Below are 20,120 nucleotides of genomic sequence, written 5' to 3'. Positions count from 1 at the left end.
TAATTTAAACTTACACACTTATTGGGATAGTGTCCGAAAAAAATAGACTGGATATTTAGAATATCAAACTTTTCTTGAGTTCAACGACTTTTTTTAAATGATATCGAATTAGTACCATTCGACTGGTTTTTTAACTTACTTTGCCAATATTAACTGACATTGAAAAGTTTGGAAAAAGTCAATAGAGAATCGTTTCTTCACCCTCTCGGAGTATTTCTTACCCTATTCATAATCTTTAGTACTTCTTTGGGTTCATATTTGGGCGTACAAAATTTGATTGTATCTGGGCTTCTTCCACTTCTGTTCTTTGTATCTATATTACTTTTCCACAAAGAGTTGTCGCAAAAAAACACACAGGAAATAATTGTTTTATCACTCCTTGTAGTGCTATCACTTGCAACCATCTACATGCCAGGAATCTCTGTGGATGCCTTCTTGACCGATTTCAGAAAACTCGTTGCGTCATTGATGGCAGCTTTCGTAGGTTTAATTTTCGGGCTTCGAAAGAACAATGAAAATTTTGTGTACATAGGCTTTTTGGTCTCTATAATTGTTTTGATTTTGATTGCCTACAGTAGGGGCAATTTTGCATTATTGGGATTTTCATCGATGAAAGTACAAAGAGATCGTTTTTTCTTCAATGCCAACTATTACTCATATATAAGTTATTTTGCCAATATTTCCATTCTATACCTACATTTAAGATACAAAAATAAATTAACCTTCATTCTGACTTTGGTACTGCCCTTCCTTTTTTTGGCACTTGCCTTTATCACGCAATCAAGATCTGGGCTATTGTTTGTATTGTTGGTAAATACCTTTTTTTGGCTCTTTATAAACAAGAGCACCAATGCTCAGAACAGTCTTTTTAAAATTGTTAGGTTTATTGGGGTTTTGGCCGTCGGTATCTTTCTGGCTATTCAACTTAACAATGTTTATCAAAAATCGAACATTGCTCAACGCTTTTCGAGCTCTGGTGATGACTCAAGAGCTTATTTGGCACGACAAGGTATCGAACTCTTTATTGAACACCCTCTCTTAGGTATAGGTCTAGGACAATTTCCAATGTTCAACCGTTCGAAACAATTTACTCACAACTCATATGCAGAGGCACTTTCAGAACATGGCATCATTGGGGGTATCATATTGTTAGTACTATTTTTTTTTCCTTTTTTCAAAGGGTATTCCCTGTTGAGAAAATTTCCAAAGAACCCGTTTCTGAAACTACATTTATTGTTTTTTATCACGTTTTTGCTTTATAACAACTTCTTTGTTTTCTATAAGGTGCCGTACGCCATGTTGTATTTTTTCATGTTCATCGGTTTACAATACCGCTTAGCATTACTGTTATCAAAACCGAGTAAAGCTAACGCTGCCAAATGAGTTTGCGGCAAAAAGCAATATCAGGATTTAGTTGGACCACCTTCGAAGGCATCTTCAGTCAAGGTGTCCTTTTTCTTGTGGGCATTATACTGGCCAATCTCTTGGACCCAAAAGATTTTGGACTTATAGGAATAATCACTGCGTTCATGTCGATTTCGAACATCATTATTGAAGGTGGGTTCAGTAATGCCCTACTTCGAAAAATAGATGTCGACCATTTTGATTACAATACCATCTTTTATACTAATATTTGCATCGCTGTATTTCTCTATGGCATTCTATTTATTACAGCTCCATCGGTTGGTATTTATTTTGATGAGCCTCAATTGATTGCCCTTTTACGTGTGGGAGGATTAATCATGGTAATCAATGCCTTGTCAATTATACAACAGACCCTACTTTCAAGATTATTGGATTTTAAAACAAAGGGTGTTATCTCTGTAATTTCTACTGTTTTGAGCGGTTTTATTGCAGTGCTTATGGCCTTCAATGAATTTGGTGTATGGAGTCTTATGGCTCTTTCTTTATTGAGACCTGCCTTAACCTGTATCATTTTGTGGATTAAAAGCAATTGGAAACCGAGTCTTTTGTTTTCACTAACTAGTTTTAAGGAATTATTTGGTTTTGGATCTAAGCTATTATTGGCCAACCTTTTAAATGCAATTTATCGCAATATTTACTATCTTTTAATAGGTAAGTTCTTTTCAACTTCTTCTCTTGGTTTCTATTCGCGTGCTGATCAATTTCAGGCTCCATTTTCAAATAATATCACAAGAGCTGTATCTCGCATAAGTTACCCTATTCTTTCTCGAGCTCAGGAAAACCCAGACCAAATGAAAGCCATGTTTGTAAAGTTCTTTAAGTTTGCAACCTTGATTAATATGACCATTTTAACCTTTATTGCTGGGGCTGCTGAATCAATAGTATTAGTTTTGATTGGGGAGAAATGGGAAACTTCTATATACTATTTACAGTTACTGTGCATTCCTGGTATGCTTTATCCTCTTCAAGTATTGAATATTGAATTGAACTCCGTCCTTGGCTATTCTGACAGATACTTAAAAATGGAAGTGATAAAGAAGGTCATATTGATACCGCTGGTTATTGTGACTGTATTTTTCTCAATCGAGGTTATGCTTTATGGTCTGATTTCATTTGCCTTTGTCGAATACTTTATTAATAGTCAATATTCAAAACGATTAATCGATTATTCAAGCATTGATCAGTTGAAGAGCATATTTCCTATTATTCTGGTGTGTTTATCAATGTTTTTGGGTATGAGGAGTGTGGAATTTTTACATTTGGACTTTCTAAATCAAGGATTGGTTCAACTTTTGGTCGGTACGGTAATAATGGTGGGCATCCACGAATATCTAAAGATAGACACATACCTGGAAATCAAGGGTCAATTATCCAAGGTCTTGAAGTTAGGCAATAAACCTAATTAATGAATGCTTCTGTGTCACGATTCTAATTTCAAGCATTGTATTTTGGAGCTTTTTATCCATTGGTAATACATTATATAAATATAGGTAACTACTTCAATTAAATGTTACATGAACAAGACAGTCAACATCGCATTCTTATTGGGCAGGGTGTCAGAAAGAGGTGGAATTTCAAGGGTTACCTCCATCATCGCCTCAGGTCTTATAAAGAAAGAAAATTTAATCGTACACATAATAAGTTATCAAAAAAGGGAAGATAATGGTTATGAGTGGCCAGAAGATTTAATTTTCCACAACCTAATTGACAAGAGATGGCCTATGAAATGGGGCATGTGGCCCGCAATTCCAAAACTTAGAAAAATTATAACTGCAAACAAAATCGATATACTAATTTGTTCAGGACATATTGTAGGGCCTTTGGGTGTTTTCGGGGCTCTAATGAAAAGAACTAAATTGGTCTATTGGTCACATTCAAGTTTTTTAGCCACCACGAGTAATAAATATCGTGTTTTCAATGAAAAGTTTACAGCTCTATTTTCTGACAAGCTAATTAGTCTAACAAAAACTGATTTGATAAATTATAGGAAATTCACCAAGGCGAAAGAGGTTGGCCAAATTTATAACCCTGTGGATGAGAAACTTTTCAAAAATGAAAAGTCTTACAGCCTAAATTCCAAAAAGATTATCAGTGCCGGAAGATTGACAGAACAAAAAAACTTTACGGTTGCAGTGGATATTGCCGAATTGGTCCTAGGCAAGCATCAAGATTGGGAATGGCACATATATGGGTCAGGTACTTTGGAAGCTGAAATACAGAAAAAAATTACTGAGAAAAAATTGAATGACCGAATGATATTGAAGGGGCAATCGAATAGATTGTATGAACTGTACAGCGAATATTCAATTCTTGTGATGACCTCAAAATACGAAGGCTTCCCCATGACCTTAATAGAAGGTATGGCAAAGAAGCTACCGCTTGTAAGTTTTGATATACCTACAGGGCCAAGAGAAATAGTCTTTGACGGTAAAAACGGATATTTGATTAAGCCCTTTGATGTAGTCTCTATGGCTGAAAAGATAAATCATCTGATTGAATCTGAAAATACAAGAAAACGGTTTTCCCAGGCCAACATCGATTTAATTGACAATTTCAAACTGGAACATATAATTTCGAAGTGGATTAGAACATTTGAAGAGTTAATGGTTTAAAAAACAAAATAATCATCTTAATACATGATTGAAAATTTATACCAATAGATCTTCATGCATTAGCAGTCAATATGGAACATGATAAAATCAAAAATCTAATCATTTTTGGAACACGGCCAGAGGCCATTAAAATGGCTCCCTTGGTCAAGGCATTTCAAAACAGTAAAGAATTTGAGACCAAAGTCTGTGTTACGGCCCAACACCGTGAAATGTTGGACCAAGTGCTGGACTTTTTTGAAATTTCGCCCGATTTTGATCTGAACTTGATGCGTCCGGGTCAAAATCTTTATAATCTAACAGCACTCATTATAACCTCACTTAAAGAGGTGCTTGAAAATTTTAATCCAGATTTTGTTTACGTTCATGGTGACACCACCACTACCATGGCCGCCAGTATCGCTGCCTTTTACTCAGGTGCCAAAGTATGCCACGTAGAGGCCGGCTTACGTACCTTCAATAAATATGCTCCATTTCCTGAAGAAATAAACAGAACAATTACAGGTCATGTGGCAGATTACCATTTTGCCCCTACCCAGACTTCCTTTGACAATCTTATAAATGAAGGCATTCAAGAAAAATCGGTGACCATAACAGGTAACACAGTAATTGATGCGCTCTTTGAAAGTGTCAAGCGTGTTGAAAAATTGCAGAGCAAATCCCTGAAAACATTGAAAGAGCTGATTGACTTGACGAAACGGACAATCTTGGTCACAGGACACCGAAGGGAAAATCATGGGCAAGGGTTTATCAATATCTGTGAAGCACTCAAAGAGATTGCGGAAGCTTATGACGATGTGGAAATAGTATATCCCGTACATTTAAACCCAAAAGTTCAAAAGCCGGTCTATGACCTATTGGGCAACTTACCGAACGTCAAATTAATAGACCCTTTGGCCTACCCAGAATTTGTATGGCTGATGAACCAATGCTATATGGTAATTACCGATAGCGGTGGTGTACAAGAAGAGGCGCCGAGCTTGGGCAAACCCGTGCTGGTAATGCGTGAGACCACCGAGCGACCTGAAGCCGTTGAAGCGGGCACCGTTATTCTGGTGGGCACTGATAAAGAAAAAATTGTAAATGAAACCCGATATTTGCTTGGCGATTCGCTTCGCTACGAAAAGATGAGCAAGCTACACAACCCATATGGTGATGGCAGAGCTTGCCAACGTATAGTACAATTCATGGAAAACTTAATCAAATAAATGGATAACAAAGTAATTATCATGGGCTTGGGCTACATAGGCCTGCCCACAGCTGCATTGATTGCCCAAAAAGGAACCAAGGTACATGGCGTTGACATCAACCCAAAAGTGGTAGAGACCATCAATCGTGGTGAAATACACATTGTTGAACCCGAATTGGGGGATATCGTAAAAGAAGCAGTAGAAAAAGGTAGATTGGTAGCTGACACAAAACCTGTTGTGGGAAACACCTATCTCGTTGTGGTGCCCACGCCATTCAAAGGAAAAAATGAACCCGATATATCCTTTGTTGATGCGGCCACAAATGCAATATTACCATTGCTCAAAGAAAATGATTTATATATTATCGAATCTACATCCCCAATAGGAACTACTGAAAAAATGCGGGATTTGATTTACACAAAAAGACCCGAACTACTAGACAAGCTGCATATTGCCTATTGCCCAGAACGGGTGCTGCCCGGCAATGTGATGTATGAATTGGTACATAACGACCGAGTAATTGGGGGCATTGATGAAAAGTCAACTGAAAAAGCAGTTGCCTTCTATTCAAAATATGTTGATGGCACTTTACATAAGACCAATGCGCGGACTGCCGAAATGTGTAAGTTGGTCGAAAACTCTTCTAGAGATGTTCAGATAGCTTTTGCCAATGAACTCTCGCTGATTTGCGACAAGGCGGACATCAATGTATGGGAACTCATTGAACTGGCCAATAAACATCCAAGAGTGAACATTTTGCAGCCGGGGAGTGGTGTAGGTGGACATTGTATTGCCGTAGATCCCTACTTCATAGTATCTGATTATCCAATGGAATCCAAAATAATCGGTACGGCAAGAGAAATCAACAATTATAAATCGTTTTGGTGTGCCGAAAAGGTGCAGACCGCCAAATTGCAATTCGAACTGGAACACGGCAGAAAGGCCAAGATAGCCCTGATGGGCTTGGCATTTAAACCCGATATTGATGACCTACGCGAATCGCCGGCCAAATATATCGCACAAAAGGTGTTACAGAATACCAACAATGAAGAATATTACGTTGTTGAACCCAATATTGATGAGCATAAGGTTTATAAGCTTTCCAACTATAAAGAGGCATATGAAAAGGCAGATATCGTGGTGTTTCTAGTGGCTCACAAAGAATTCAAAACTTTGAATTTCGATACTTCAAAGATAATTTTGGATTTTGCCGGGGTTTTTAAATAATAGTTGAAATGAAAAAGGTTCTCATAGTTTACAATAAGATATTTCCATATAGGGTGCCTATTTTCAATCTTTTGGCAAAAGAATTTGATTTGACCGTGACATATTCTTTAGGCAATTCATACAATGGGCGCATGGATTTCAATTTAATGAAATTACCTGTTAAGAAATATAATAGGTTTGTTGTCCATAAGGGGTCTTTATATAAACTTGCACAGAATTTTGATGTGGTAATTGGCTATGGCGATATCTCATGGCTTAGTATTATGAAACTGATGTTCAAATCAAATAGAAAATATAAAGTCATTTTATGGGGAATTGGTTTGAGAGCTAGCTACAAGACCCGCTATGGCGATAGAACAATCTGGGATCACGTAAGATATTACCTTATGGGCAAGTCGGATGCAATCTTATTTTATTCTAAAGAGCCAATCCCACTATATCTAGAACAAGGATTCACGAAAAAAAAGCTGTTCGTCGCTGATAATACGGTGAAAGTTTTGCAAAGTAAAATTACTCCTGACAAGAGCAGTATAGTCTTCATTGGCACCCTATATCGACAAAAAAAAATATACAATCTTTTGGAAAGTTATCACGCCGTAAAACAAAAAGTTGATAATGTTCCAATACTAAATATCATAGGAGACGGAGATGAGTATACCAACATAATGAACTGGATAAATAGACATCAATATCAAAATTGTATTAAACTCAAAGGAAAAATTTTCGATGAAGAGGTTCTATGTGAATATTTCGAAAAAGCAATCGCTTGCATATCTCCTGGACAAGCAGGTCTATCGGTACTAAAAAGTATGGGGTATGGAGTGCCTTTTATAACTAAAGAGAATGCAATAACCGGAGGGGAAATATTCAACATAGAACATAATATATCTGGTGTTCTATATAAAGAAGATGAGGAATTAGAGAATATAATAAAAGATATTTGTTATAATAAATCTAAGTATATAGAGATGGGGTTGAATGCCAAAATTTATTATGAAAAATATCGAAGACCTGAACACATGGTTCTGGGAATGAAAAAAGCCATTGAATTTGTGTTACAGAACTAAATTCAAAATATCAACCATTTTCAACTCGAGTTTATGCAATCTTTGCGGCTGATTTATAGAAGACTTAAAACCAAATGGTGTAAGCTGAAGTATGGCTTGAAAAATGTGCACCCAACATTTTACATGGGTGGGAAAAGTATTATCAGTAAAGACTTTGAAGCGGATAGGTTTGTATATGTAGGACCACGTTGTTCAATCCCTCCAAAAGTAAAGGTTGGGAAATATACAATGTTTGCTCCAAATGTTTCAATCCTTGGTGGTGACCATATATTTACCAATCCAGAAAAACCTATCATCTTTGCAGGAAGACCAAAAATGCCACAAACTACTATTGGAGAGGATGTGTGGATTGGAGCATATTCTATAATAATGGCTGGTGTGACTATAGGTAATGGGTCTATTGTGGCGGCAGGATCTGTGGTGACTAAAGACATTCCTGCCTACACTATATATGGTGGGAATCCTGCTAAAATGATTAGGATGCGTTTTGATGAAGAGAATATTCGAAAACATCAAAAAATGCTGGAGAGAACTACAATCGATATAAATTTTACAAAAGAAAAAAAATAGTGTTCTCACTATTTTTTTAATTGTTTAGTTCACCTTTGAACTTTACTAAAAACGGTTAATGTCCTTAAAATCCCAAGCAATAAAAGGATTCGGTTGGTCTGTGTTTGAAAACATCTTTAGCCAAGGTACTGTTTTTGTGGTTTATGTTGTCTTGGCGCGGTTGCTGACACCCGAAGATTTTGGTACTATTGCCATTATCATGGCCATTGTCTCAATTTCAGACACCATTGCTGATGGGGGGCTCAGTAGTGCTTTGATACAGAAAGAAAAAGTCTCTAATGATGACTACAACTCGGTATTTGTTTCCAACTTTATTTTTAGCACCCTGCTCTATCTGTTGTTAGTGCTAATGGCAGGGCCCATCGCCCGGATCTATGACCAGCACAATCTACCTAAATTGATGTACGTTACGGGTTCGATACTCATCATTCATTCTTTTTCGACCATACAATTGACCATGATGGATAAACACCTTGATTTCAAGACAGCCTCCATCATAAACGTTCTTTCAACCATGATAAGTGGGGCAATCGCCCTTGCTCTGGCCTTTTCTGGGTTCGGCATATGGAGCTTGGTCGCCTTTGCAGTCAGTGAACCACTTTCCGAAACGCTAATGGTCTGGTTCGTTCACAAATGGAGACCATCGTTCAAATTCGTGAAAAAGAATTTTCTTGAGCTTCTCAATTTTGGCTACAAATTGTTGTTCGCCGAACTGATTACCGCCCTGTATGGCAACATTTACTATTTTTTAATCGGGTATTTTTTCTCTACTAGAACCCTGGGCTTCTACACCAAGGCCCAGCAATTTCAGGCACCCTTGTCAGGCTACATCACAGGGGCCATATCAAACATCAGCTTCCCTATTTTGTCAACCTTGCAAAGTGATGACGAACGGCTGCGGTCGGTATTTTCAAAATTCTTGAAATTCAGTGTCTTTATTAATTTTACCGCATTGGTTATGCTGGCCGCCATGGCCGAACCCATTGTCATTCTGTTGATTGGTGAAAAATGGCGGGACTCTGTATTTTACCTGCAATTGTTGTGTGTGCCGGGCATGTTGTATCCACTTCATTTATTGAACCTCGACCTATTGGTGGTCAAAGGGGTCTCTGACAAATACCTACGCATTGAGATTATCAAAAAAATAATTTTGATTCCCCTGGTCTTTATCACCGCCCTTTTCAGTATCGAGGTGATGCTCTATGGACTGATCTCCTTCTCGGTAACCGAATATTTTATCAACAGTTCCTACAGCAAAAAACTCGTCGGATACACGGTCAAAGACCAAATAAAAGATATTGCCCCTTACTTGTTCATGGCGTTGCTTATTTTTGGCAGCATGTACGGTACTGGATTTTTGGTATCCGAAACAGTTGAAAACCACCTTTATAAGCAAGGTGCGGTTCAGCTTTTTACCGGGCTGATCGTGTTCTTCGTTTTTAACGAGATTGTCAAATTCGAAGAATACCAAGAAATGAAACTTTGGGCCATACAACTCTTTAAACGAAAAAAATAAGGGCCTTGCCCCTTTTACAAAATTGGCCAAAATAATGCCAAAGACGGTGTGTTTCAACGATGAAGACATACAAAAGCACCAAAAAATACGGCAACGCAACAATATTGAGGTTACCTTTGGGGCAGAAAACAACAACCATGTTCAAAAATAAAACACTACTTATTACAGGCGGAACCGGTTCTTTCGGCAATGCCGTACTCAACCGATTTTTAGAGACCAACATAAAAGAAATACGCATTTTCAGTCGTGATGAAAAAAAACAAGACGACATGCGCAATCGTCTCAAAAACAAAAAGGTAAAGTTCTACATTGGCGATGTAAGGGACTATAACAGCATTTCAAGGGCCATGCGCGGTGTTGATTATGTTTTTCATGCCGCTGCCCTAAAGCAGGTGCCCTCATGTGAATTCTTTCCCATTGAAGCGGCCAGAACCAATGTGTTCGGCACACAAAATACCATTGATGCTGCCGTGGAAAATGGCGTGGGCAAAATTATCTGCCTCAGCACAGACAAGGCGGCCTACCCCATCAATGCCATGGGAATCAGCAAGGCCCTAATGGAAAAGGTTGCCATTGCAGCCTCACGAAACGTTGATGAGGATAAAACAACGGTTTGCCTGACACGCTATGGCAACGTGATGGCCTCTAGGGGTTCTGTTATTCCATTGTTTGTGAAACAGATTCAAGAAAACCAGCCTTTGACGGTCACCGATCCGAACATGACCCGTTTTCTAATGTCGCTTGAAGATGCTGTCGATTTGGTGTTGTTTGCCTTTCAGCATGGTAACCAAGGGGATCTTTTTGTCAATAAGGCACCCGCAAGTACCATAGGAGATTTGGCTGAAGCCATCCGTGATATATTCAATGCAAAGAATGAAATCAAGGTAATTGGTACCCGCCACGGTGAAAAATTGTACGAAACCCTTTGTACAAGGGAAGAGATGCAAAAAGCACAAGATATGGGCGAATTCTATCGAATACCGGCAGACAACCGTGACCTAAACTATAACCGCTATTTTTCCGAGGGTGAAACCGACATCAGCCAAATTGAAGACTATCACTCACACAATACCAAGCGATTGACCGATGAAGAGCTTAAGCAAACCCTTTTGAACCTTGATTTCATCAAAGAAAATCTGTAGCACCGAATGGTAGAGCTTATAAAAGGAAGCGAATTTATCGATGAAAGGGGAGCTTTACGGTTTTTTAATGATTTTGACATGGGCGAAGTGGTTCGATTTTACGAAATTGCCCCTGTAGATACCAAAATTATAAGGGCCTGGCAAGGGCATCGCCACGAAAAAAAGTGGTTCCATTGCTTGAACGGTTCATTTATCATCAATTTGGTGAAAGTGGATGATTTTGACAATCCCTCAGACCAGTTGGTACCTGAAAAAATAACGTTGAAATCGGACAACCCCAGTGTGTTGGCAGTTCCAAAGGGCTATGCCACCGGCATAAAGGCTGTGGAAGAAGGTTCTAGGCTACAAGTATTTTCAAATTTTGGCTTGGAAGCATCAAAAAAAGACGATTACAGATTCCCACTAAATATGTGGGATGCACTATGGCAATGATAAAAATATGGGCACGTGAAGAAACATAAGATAGGTATTACCGGGCAAGCAGGCTTTATTGGCTATCACCTCTATACTACCCTTTCACTGAATGACACTGTTGAATTGGTAAACTTTGAAAGGTCATACTTTGAAGAGCCCGACCAACTGGAAGCTTTTGTAGCCTCTTGCGACACCATCGTGCACTTGGCAGCGATGAACCGGCACGAAGACCCCAATGTCATATACAAGACCAACATAGGCTTGGTATCAAAGCTGATTGCTGCTTGCGAGGCAAAAAAGGTAACACCACATATTGTGTTTTCGTCTTCTTCTCAGGAATTACGTGATAATCTTTACGGAAAATCAAAAAAGGAAGGTAAACTGAAATTTGCAGAGTGGGCACAGAGAAGTGGGGGAAAATTCACATCACTGACCATTCCCAACGTATTTGGACCCTTTGGCAAGCCCAACTATAATTCGGTCGTGGCCACATTCTGCCATAAGGTGGCCCATGATGAAGAGGCAACCATCATCAACGATGGCGAGGTAGGCCTTATCTACATCAACGAACTGGTAGCGGTTTTTATCGATGCTATTTTTGAAAGAATAAAGGGCCAAAAGCTTAACCAACACAGTATTGAGCTCGATATACCCCCCAACCACCATATCAAGGTCTCTGAACTGTTGGCCTTGCTGAAAAAGTACCGAAAAGACTATATGGACAATGGAATATTTCCCAATTTGGAAAATGCCTTCGAAAAAGCGTTGTTCAACACGTTCAGATGTTATGTGCCCGCAACCCATTACCCGGTAAAATATACCAAACATACCGACCCCCGAGGCAGTTTTGTTGAAATAGCGAGAACCCAGACCAGTGGGCAATTTTCGTTTTCGACCACCGTGCCCGGTATCACCCGTGGAAACCATTTTCATACCAGAAAAGCGGAGCGGTTTGCGGTCATCAAGGGCAAAGCAAGAATTCAATTGCGTCAAATAGGCACCGATAAAGTCATCAACTATGAATTGGATGGCGACGAGCCCGCTTATGTTGACATGCCCATCTGGCATACCCACAACATTACAAATATTGGTAATGACGAGTTGATTACCCTATTTTGGATCAATGAACCGTATGACCCTGAAGATGCGGACACTTATTTTGAAGATGTTTAATTTCACCAACCAAAAAGTTTGAACCTTGAAAAAACTGAAAGTATTGACCGTAGTGGGCACCCGGCCCGAAATTATTCGTCTCGCCTGCGTTTTGAAAGCCCTTGATGCCAACAAGGCCATTGAGCACACCTTGGTGCACACGGGTCAAAACTACGACTACGAACTCAACGAAATATTCTTTGAGGATATGGGCATTCGCCGGCCCGACCATTTCTTGAACGCAGCGGGCAAAAATGCCTCTGAGACGGTCGGGCAGATTTTGATAAAGATAGACCCATTGCTGGAAGAGATACAGCCGGATGCATTCTTGGTGTTGGGCGATACCAATTCATGCCTATGCGCCATTCCCGCCAAAAAACGGAAAATTCCTGTTTTCCACATGGAAGCCGGCAACCGTTGTTTTGACCAACGGGTGCCGGAGGAGACCAATAGAAAGATAGTCGACCATGTGGCCGATATCAACCTTACCTATAGTGACATTGCCCGTGAGTACCTATTAAGGGAAGGGCTTCCGCCCGACAGGGTCATCAAGACCGGTAGCCCGATGTACGAGGTTTTGGGAACTTTCAAGGAAAAAATCGAAACATCCAATGTCTTGGAAAAACTGAAACTTGAAAAGCAAAAATATTTTGTGGTTTCTTCCCATAGGGAAGAGAACATCAATAATCCAAAGAATTTTGAAGGGCTCATTGAATCGTTGAACCAGATAGCCGAAAAATACGGGTATCCCGTTATTGTTTCAACACATCCGCGAACCCGCAATATGCTCGAGGCAAAAAAGGTAAAGGCACACAAGAACATTCAGTTTCTAAAGCCCTTGGGCTTTTCTGACTACAATGCCTTGCAGTACCATTCCTTTGCGGTTCTTTCTGATAGCGGAACCATTTCTGAGGAATCTTCCATATTGAATTTCAGGGCATTGAACATCCGTGAGGCCCATGAACGGCCTGAAGCCATGGAGGAAGCCTCGGTAATGATGGTGGGGCTAAGCCCAGAACGAATCTTACAGGCATTGGAAGCACTGGAAGTACAAAAAAGGAATCCCGAACGTAATTTCAGGGAAGTCAGTGATTATAAAATGCCCAATGTGAGCGAAAAAGTGGTGCGTATCATTATTTCTTATGTAGATTATGTGAACCGCGTTATTTGGTCAAAACACTAGAGTAAACACATGAGAGTACTATTTCTAGGCTTGGCAGTTCCCTATTTGCACGATTCGCAAAACCTCTATTCTGAACTCATCATCGAATTTCATGAACGGGGCGATGATATTACCCTCATTGCACCAGCCTATTACGATGACGATGTGGGGCTTGAACTTGAAAATGGCATTCCGGTCATTAGGGTGAAAACCTTAGAGCTTTTTGATACGGGCAAAATCATCAAAGGGTTGGCGAACCTGCTCTTACCCTGGCAGTATAAAAGGGCCCTGAAAAAATATAAAATCGACCTGAATTTTGATTTGGTCATCATGCCCACGCCCCCAATCACCCTGACTTCGCTTGCCCTTTGGTTCAAAAAGGAATATGGGTCCACGCTGTATCTCATCATGCGCGACATATTTCCCCAGAATGCCATAGATCTAAGATTGATGCGAGAAGGTAGCCTTGTCTATAATTATTTTAGAAAACGAGAGAAAAAGACCTATCAGATCTTCGATTCCATCGGTTGTATGTCACAGGGCAATATCGACTATGTTTTACGGCACAATCCTGAAATGAAATCAGAAAAATTCCATCTACTTCCGAATTGGGGCCCGCTTAGGCCATTGTTGAAACCTGAAAAAATAGCGGCACTGAAAAAGAAGTACGGCACCAAAGGTAGATTTGTGGCCATGTACGGTGGCAATATCGGCTTGCCCCAAAAAGTTGAGAACATAGCCTATCTAGCCAAAGAGTGTCAAGAATACAAAGACATTTTCTTCATAATCATCGGCCATGGCACCAGAAATGAACACCTCAAAGAAATCATCAAAAAAGAAAAGCTCGAAAACATCAGATTCGTAACGGAAAAATTGGATGCTGCAGAGTATTTCGAAGTATTGCAAATAGCCGATGTAGGGTTGATCTCTCTCAGTGAAGATTTCACCATTCCCAACATTCCATCAAAGGCCCTGGCCTATTATAATGCAAAAAAGCCCATTTTGGCCTCGATTGATACGAATACTGATTTTGGCAGCATTTTGGAGGAAAATGATTCTGGGGTCTGGAGCGAAGCAGGAAATTATAAACTACTAAAAGAAAAATTGCTTTATCTCTACAACAATAGAGATCGCTGTGAAGAAATGGGACTGAATGGCTACAACTATTTCAAAGAAACCCTTTTGACCTCGGACGCCTACAATACTATCAAAGAAGAAGTCGGAAAGATTACCAAAAGTACTAATTGAAATGCCGCAAACAGGTGTTTTTATACCTTTTTAACAATTTTTTCAGCGATTTGTCCATTAATTCAAATGGTGAGTAAAATATGTCATTATTTTACCGCGCTGAACCGAAAAACAACCAATGTACCGAAAATTTCTAAAGCGCACCTTGGATTTTATGGTAGCTCTAATAGGGTTTGTGATTTTGTTCCCTATTTTTCTGATTATAATGGTTTTACTTTTTGTTGTCAATGAAGGGAAGCCTTTTTTCCTTCAACAGCGACCCGGCAAGAACGGGAAGATTTTCAATATCATCAAGTTCAAGACCATGAACGACAAAAAAGATGCAGAAGGAAACCTGCTACCCAACAAAGATAGAATCACCAAAGTGGGAAATGTAGTGCGCAAGACCTCCTTGGACGAGATTCCGCAATTGCTCAATGTTATTAAGGGAGACATGAGCCTGATAGGTCCCCGGCCACTTTTGGTTGAATACCTGCCCTTGTACAGCAAAGAACAAGGTAGGCGCCACGAGGTGCGGCCCGGAATCACGGGTTGGGCCCAGGTAAATGGAAGAAACGCCATATCTTGGGAACGGAAGTTCGAGTTGGACGTTTGGTACGTTGACCATATTTCCTTTCCACTTGACTTAAAAATACTGTGGTTGACCTTGCTTAAGGTGGTCAAATCAGAAGGCATCTCCGCCTCAGCGGAAGTAACCATGGAAAGATTTACAGGAGGCGCATAACCAATTAACAAACAAATCATGAGATTAAGCATTATTCTGCCAACCTATAACATGGAAAAATACCTTTCGAGATGTTTAGACAGTCTTTTGGCGCAAGACATTCCGGAAGAAGAGTATGAAATCATCATCGTAAACGATGAGTCAAAAGACCAGACGCTGGCAATTGCCAAAGAATACCAGAACAAGCACAGCAATATTGTTATCTGTGACAAAAAAAATGGTGGTGCAGGGGCAGCGCGCAACTCAGGCCTAAAATTGGCCAAGGGAAAATACATTCACTTTGTCGATCCAGACGATTATATCGCCAAAAATGTTTATGGCACACTGCTTGATTTCGCTGATAAAAATGAATTGGATATCACCGCCTTCATTTTTAACAAGACCAAGCGCACAGACTGGTACGAGACCGACACCCCACCCGAAAAACTGAATCTTGAAAAGGTGCCAATCATGACAGGTACCAACTATATAGCAAACAACAATTATCGTAATACGGTCTGGTGGTATTTGATCAACAGAAACTTTTTTGACAGTACAGGATTAGCCTTTATCGAAGGTCGATGGATGGAAGACTCCATCCTCACCCCCCAATTGTTCATGAAGGCAAAGAGAATGGCCCGGTTGCCACTTGATGTATATAGATACATGATTGTACCCAACTCAGCCATGACGAGCAAAGAGCCCGAGCATTACCATAAACTGATTTCAGACATCGAGAATGCAACGTTCGTTTTTGATGGTATTCTAAAAAAAATACCAGAAAATGATGCTGTAAGCAAAAAATGCAAGGACAGGTTACATACTAGACAGCAATCGTTCGTGTTTTTCCTATTGGTAAGGCTTATGAAATCTGGCCTGCCCATTCAATATATACCTGAAAAACTTGAAGGATTTAAGAAGATAAACGCCTATCCGCTAAACAATTTTATCGGTGAAGATTTCAATGGCCTAAGCTACCGCATATTGACAGCACTTTTCAATCAAGAAAAGCTGATGTACCCCTTTATGCGATTTTTCAGGGGGGTCTATAGGCCTGCCATGAAAGTGATTGGTTAAATAACTATCTTGTTCTCCCAATTAATAAACGAAGTGTGAATCGCCCTTACAAGGGCAAAGAAAGTTGAATTCATAACAACAATTAACAAGCAAGCCAAAAAAAATTGGATGAAACAACGTCTTTTTATAATAGGTGCAGGAGGTTTCGGAAGACAGCTTGAAAGCTACCTCGAACTCTTCCCTTCCCAAAAAGTTCAGTGGGAGTTAAGTGGCTACATTGATGACAACCCTAATGCCCTGGCCGGCAAGGGCTCAGATTATAACATACTGGGCAGCATCGAAGACTTTAAGTTCAAAAAAGATGATTTGGTGCTCATCGCTATTGCTGATATCCAGGCAAAGAAAAAGGTTATCGAGGCCCTAAGAGGAAAAGTCAAATTCTTCACCTTAGTGGCCGAAGGTGCCCTCATAGGGAAAAATGTGACACTCGGCGAAGGCTCGATTATATGTCCCGGTGCCAAGATAGGATCAAATGTGGCCATTGGTGAGTTTGGTCTTATCAACCTCGATACCATAGTCGGCCATGATTCTGTCATCGGAAAAAATTGTTCGATTATGCCTCATGTCGATATTGGGGGGAGCACAACCATTGGAGATAACGTTTTCATGGGCACAAAAGCTACTGTATCCCCAAGGTTAGTAGTAGTTGATAATTCACATTTAGGCGTTGGAGCAGTAGTGATAAAAAGCATTGAAGAACCTGGTACATATTTTGGTAACCCTGCAAGACGAATGCTCTAAATCAATATTCTTGAAAATGAATGAAAAAAACATAGAATTACTTAGAAATGCCTTTGCCAATGCTCTAGATATAGATAAAAGCATGATCAATGATTCTTTAATGTATCAAGGAATACCACAATGGGACTCCATAACTCATATGTTTCTGATTGATGAAATTGAAAACACATTTCAAATCGAGATTCAATCAGATGATGTTTTAGAGATGAGCAGTTTCGCAAAGGTTAAAGAGGTATTGGCGAAATACAATCTTTCTTTTGAGAAGCAAAATTAGTGGATGGGACTACTCGAACACATGGCCAAAAATGACCATTTAGTCTTTTTGGATGCCGATTCCGGCAAAAAACGAACCTTACAAGAAATGCTCTTTCCCATGGAAGAAATTGGGAGAATGGGCAAAAAACTGGTATTTCTATATCTGAATAGCGATATCGTTTCAACGGCAACCTACCTCAGTTTTCTTGATACCCAACATGCAACGGTATTATTGAGCGATGCCCTTGAACCAATTCTGAAAGAAAACTTGGAGTCAGAATACGAACCGTCCATTATCTTCGATGCCTCTAGAGACCACATAAAGGGTTACGAAAAAGGTAAATTGGCCAATGAGTGGTCAGAAATCACCCTTTTTATAGACACTGGCAAAGAAACCAAGGTACATCTGAAATGCAAGGTGCTCTTATCTACCTCAGGTACCACGGGTTCGCCCAAGTTTGTGAAGCTATCTGAAGACAACCTTCTCGAAAATGCAAAGTCGATATGTGCCTATTTGCCTATTGTTGGGCATGACGTGACTCCGCTGAACCTTCCACTCTACTATTCATATGGGCTTTCAGTGCTGCACACCAACGCCATAGCAGGTGGAACAGTTGTCAGTGGTGTTGCTGATATTCTTCAAAGAGATTTTTGGAATCAAATGGATCGACATGGCTTTACCTCTATTGCCGGGGTACCTTATATCTATGAAATGCTCAATAGAATCGGCTTTTTGAAGAAAAATTATCCGTCATTGAGATATATTTCGCAAGCAGGGGGTAACCTCAGCCAGAACATCAAGAAGAACTTCAACGATTACTGTAAGAAAAATGATATCGCCTTTTACGTGATGTACGGTCAAACCGAGGCCTCTGCCAGAATTTCTTACGTACCTGCTGAACTGCTGGAAGAAAAAATCACATCAATTGGCACCCCCATCAAGAATGGTGAGCTCAGCCTTGATCCTGAGACAGATGAGCTGCTTTACAAAGGCCCGAACGTCTTTGGTGGATACAGTGAAAAAAGAGAAGACCTTGAAACCTGGCAAAAAATCGACCCTCTGCGAACTGGAGATCTTGCCTATCAAGACGAAGATGGTTTTTACTATATTAAAGGAAGATTGAAGCGATTTGTAAAGATTTTTGGAAACAGGGTAAATCTAGATGAACTGGAACGCTTTCTAAAGACTACTTTTAATATTGGACTTGTCGCTTGTGTTGGGGTGAAAGATCAATTTATTTTGGTTTCTCACTGTGAGAATACCATTTCAGATGACGATATCAAGAAAAATCTATTCGAAAGATTTAAAATTCATCAAGCATCGATAAAAGTGAAGCATTTAAAAGAGATGCCCCTAACCAGCAACGGAAAGGTTGACTACAAGAAAATTACGGCAACAAGTGATTAGCTTTTCCTGTTTTGATTATTGAAACCCAAATGATTTTTCAGTCATCGATATTTTTAACAATTAATCTGTTAAATAAAATCGATATGCCCAATAGACTTATATTTACCATAATTGCTTCAAAATCAAACTTAAAGTACCTTCACCCAAAAAAAATAGCTGACTGGCATGATTACCGTTGTCGAAAACGAAAAGGACTGGGGCAATGTTCTGAAAATGGTAGACACATATGATGCCTATCATACCTATGGGTATCATCATGTTTCAAAGAGCAATGGAGAAAAACCTATCCTTGTTATCTACGAAAAGCAAGGTTGTTTAATTGCAATTCCCTTGATGCTAAAAGCCATAAGGGATACCGCACATAATGACGCTACTTCAGCCTATGGTTATTGTGGCCCCATTTCCAGTAATATTGGGCCTGATTTTAATAGTAGGGATTTTGCACATGACTTGAAAAACTTTTTGAGCGAAAAGGCTGTCGCCTCTGTATTCTCAAGGCTAAATCCGTTTATTCCAAACCAAGGGGTCATCCTGAAACATTCAGGAACCATTGAGGCTTTGGGGCAGCTAATTAATATAGATTTGACAAAAAGTCTGGAAAGCCAACGTAAAGTCTATAATCCACGTCTAAAAACCTATATCAATAAATGTAGGAAAAATTATTTGATAAAAGATGCTGGCAGCGAAGCTGAAATCAAAGAGCTTGTCTCTATTTACTATGAGAACATGCTTCGGGTAAACGCAAAAGACCAATATTTTTTTCCCGGCAGCTATTTTCTCAATCTATGGAAAAGCACTGATTTCAACACCAAGTTTCTTCTCGCATATGACAAGGTTTCGAATGATCTGGCAGGTGGGGCCATTTTTACCATGACCAACGACATAGTGCAATATCACCTATCTGGTGCACGAAAAGAGTATTTAAGACTCAACCCAATAAAGGTCTTAATAGATGATATGCGTATTAAGGCCACCGATAAAGGGTTCAAATATTTTAACCTTGGGGGGGGCGTTGGTAACAATCAAGATAGTTTATTTAGGTTTAAGTCAGGATATTCAAAAGATTTCAAAAGCTTTAAAATTTGGAAATATATTGTAGACCAGCAGGTTTATGATGAATTGGTGACCAACCGAAACATCAGATGTGGATACAATAGTAAAAGTTGTCAAAAGTTCTTTCCCTGCTATCGTTGTGCCTTCCCCCGGTAGTTAAT

Annotated in this window: 19 protein-coding genes; all 19 read left to right on the top strand. The window is 39.7% G+C overall.

Annotation, left to right across the window (positions count from 1 at the left end):
- The first annotated feature begins 408 nt into the window (after positions 1-408).
- The 19 genes from VC82_RS12475 (at position 409) to VC82_RS12385 (ending at position 20,115) form a co-directional block, all read left to right on the top strand.
- Positions 409-1,383: an O-antigen ligase family protein gene (locus VC82_RS12475; RefSeq protein WP_157518094.1), complete on the top strand. Its 975-nt coding sequence runs from the start codon at positions 409-411 to the stop codon at positions 1,381-1,383.
- A complete protein-coding gene (locus VC82_RS12470; protein ID WP_045802660.1) occupies positions 1,380-2,831 on the top strand; it encodes a lipopolysaccharide biosynthesis protein in 1,452 nt (483 codons plus the stop codon). Before VC82_RS12475 ends, VC82_RS12470 begins: the two co-directional genes overlap by 4 nt.
- Positions 2,832-2,939: 108 nt before the next feature.
- Positions 2,940-4,037 (top strand): glycosyltransferase family 4 protein, encoded by a 1,098-nt coding sequence (locus VC82_RS12465; protein WP_045802659.1) that lies wholly within the window; start codon positions 2,940-2,942, stop codon positions 4,035-4,037.
- Positions 4,038-4,108: 71 nt separating this feature from the next.
- Positions 4,109-5,242 carry a non-hydrolyzing UDP-N-acetylglucosamine 2-epimerase gene (gene wecB / locus VC82_RS12460; protein WP_045802658.1) on the top strand — a complete coding sequence of 378 codons (1,134 nt, stop codon included), beginning with the start codon at positions 4,109-4,111 and terminating at the stop codon, positions 5,240-5,242.
- Positions 5,243-6,451, top strand: a complete 1,209-nt coding sequence (gene wecC, locus VC82_RS12455; protein ID WP_045802657.1) for a UDP-N-acetyl-D-mannosamine dehydrogenase — start codon at positions 5,243-5,245, stop codon at positions 6,449-6,451.
- 8 nt (positions 6,452-6,459) lie between these two features.
- Positions 6,460-7,518, top strand: a complete 1,059-nt coding sequence (locus tag VC82_RS12450; protein WP_052699017.1) for a glycosyltransferase — start codon at positions 6,460-6,462, stop codon at positions 7,516-7,518.
- A gap of 33 nt (positions 7,519-7,551) precedes the next feature.
- The gene (locus VC82_RS12445; protein ID WP_045802655.1) at positions 7,552-8,088 is read left to right on the top strand and encodes a CatB-related O-acetyltransferase; all 537 of its coding nucleotides are present in this window, start codon (positions 7,552-7,554) and stop codon (positions 8,086-8,088) included.
- A gap of 58 nt (positions 8,089-8,146) precedes the next feature.
- Complete coding sequence (locus tag VC82_RS12440; protein ID WP_045802654.1) at positions 8,147-9,604, top strand: lipopolysaccharide biosynthesis protein; 1,458 nt, start codon at positions 8,147-8,149, stop codon at positions 9,602-9,604.
- A 137-nt stretch (positions 9,605-9,741) separates the two neighbouring features.
- On the top strand, positions 9,742-10,746 hold the full coding sequence (locus VC82_RS12435) for a polysaccharide biosynthesis protein (protein ID WP_045802653.1): 1,005 nt from the start codon (positions 9,742-9,744) through the stop codon (positions 10,744-10,746).
- A gap of 6 nt (positions 10,747-10,752) precedes the next feature.
- Positions 10,753-11,178: a cupin domain-containing protein gene (locus VC82_RS12430; protein ID WP_045802652.1), complete on the top strand. Its 426-nt coding sequence runs from the start codon at positions 10,753-10,755 to the stop codon at positions 11,176-11,178.
- 15 nt (positions 11,179-11,193) lie between these two features.
- Positions 11,194-12,333, top strand: a complete 1,140-nt coding sequence (locus VC82_RS12425; protein WP_045802651.1) for a polysaccharide biosynthesis C-terminal domain-containing protein — start codon at positions 11,194-11,196, stop codon at positions 12,331-12,333.
- Between the two features lie 25 nt (positions 12,334-12,358).
- Positions 12,359-13,495, top strand: a complete 1,137-nt coding sequence (gene wecB / locus VC82_RS12420; RefSeq protein ID WP_045802650.1) for a non-hydrolyzing UDP-N-acetylglucosamine 2-epimerase — start codon at positions 12,359-12,361, stop codon at positions 13,493-13,495.
- Between the two features lie 9 nt (positions 13,496-13,504).
- Positions 13,505-14,722, top strand: coding sequence for a glycosyltransferase family 4 protein (locus VC82_RS12415; RefSeq protein WP_045802649.1), 1,218 nt, complete (start codon positions 13,505-13,507; stop codon positions 14,720-14,722).
- Between the two features lie 118 nt (positions 14,723-14,840).
- On the top strand, positions 14,841-15,446 hold the full coding sequence (locus VC82_RS12410; protein ID WP_045802648.1) for a sugar transferase: 606 nt from the start codon (positions 14,841-14,843) through the stop codon (positions 15,444-15,446).
- Between the two features lie 18 nt (positions 15,447-15,464).
- Entirely contained in the window at positions 15,465-16,502 is a 1,038-nt protein-coding gene (locus VC82_RS15305) for a glycosyltransferase (protein WP_052699014.1), read from the top strand.
- A 108-nt stretch (positions 16,503-16,610) separates the two neighbouring features.
- Entirely contained in the window at positions 16,611-17,243 is a 633-nt protein-coding gene (locus VC82_RS12400; protein ID WP_045802647.1) for a NeuD/PglB/VioB family sugar acetyltransferase, read from the top strand.
- A gap of 16 nt (positions 17,244-17,259) precedes the next feature.
- Positions 17,260-17,517, top strand: a complete 258-nt coding sequence (locus VC82_RS12395; protein ID WP_045802646.1) for an acyl carrier protein — start codon at positions 17,260-17,262, stop codon at positions 17,515-17,517.
- A 3-nt stretch (positions 17,518-17,520) separates the two neighbouring features.
- The gene (locus VC82_RS12390; RefSeq protein WP_045802645.1) at positions 17,521-18,906 is read left to right on the top strand and encodes an AMP-binding protein; all 1,386 of its coding nucleotides are present in this window, start codon (positions 17,521-17,523) and stop codon (positions 18,904-18,906) included.
- Positions 18,907-19,071: 165 nt separating this feature from the next.
- Positions 19,072-20,115, top strand: coding sequence for a GNAT family N-acetyltransferase (locus VC82_RS12385; RefSeq protein WP_052699012.1), 1,044 nt, complete (start codon positions 19,072-19,074; stop codon positions 20,113-20,115).
- Positions 20,116-20,120: the final 5 nt, after the last annotated feature.

The sequence above is a fragment of the Flagellimonas lutaonensis genome, from assembly GCF_000963865.1.
GTDB lineage: Bacteria > Bacteroidota > Bacteroidia > Flavobacteriales > Flavobacteriaceae > Flagellimonas_A > Flagellimonas_A lutaonensis.
Note: the sequence above shows the minus strand (reverse complement) of the source record. Positions and strands in the feature narration are given on the sequence as shown.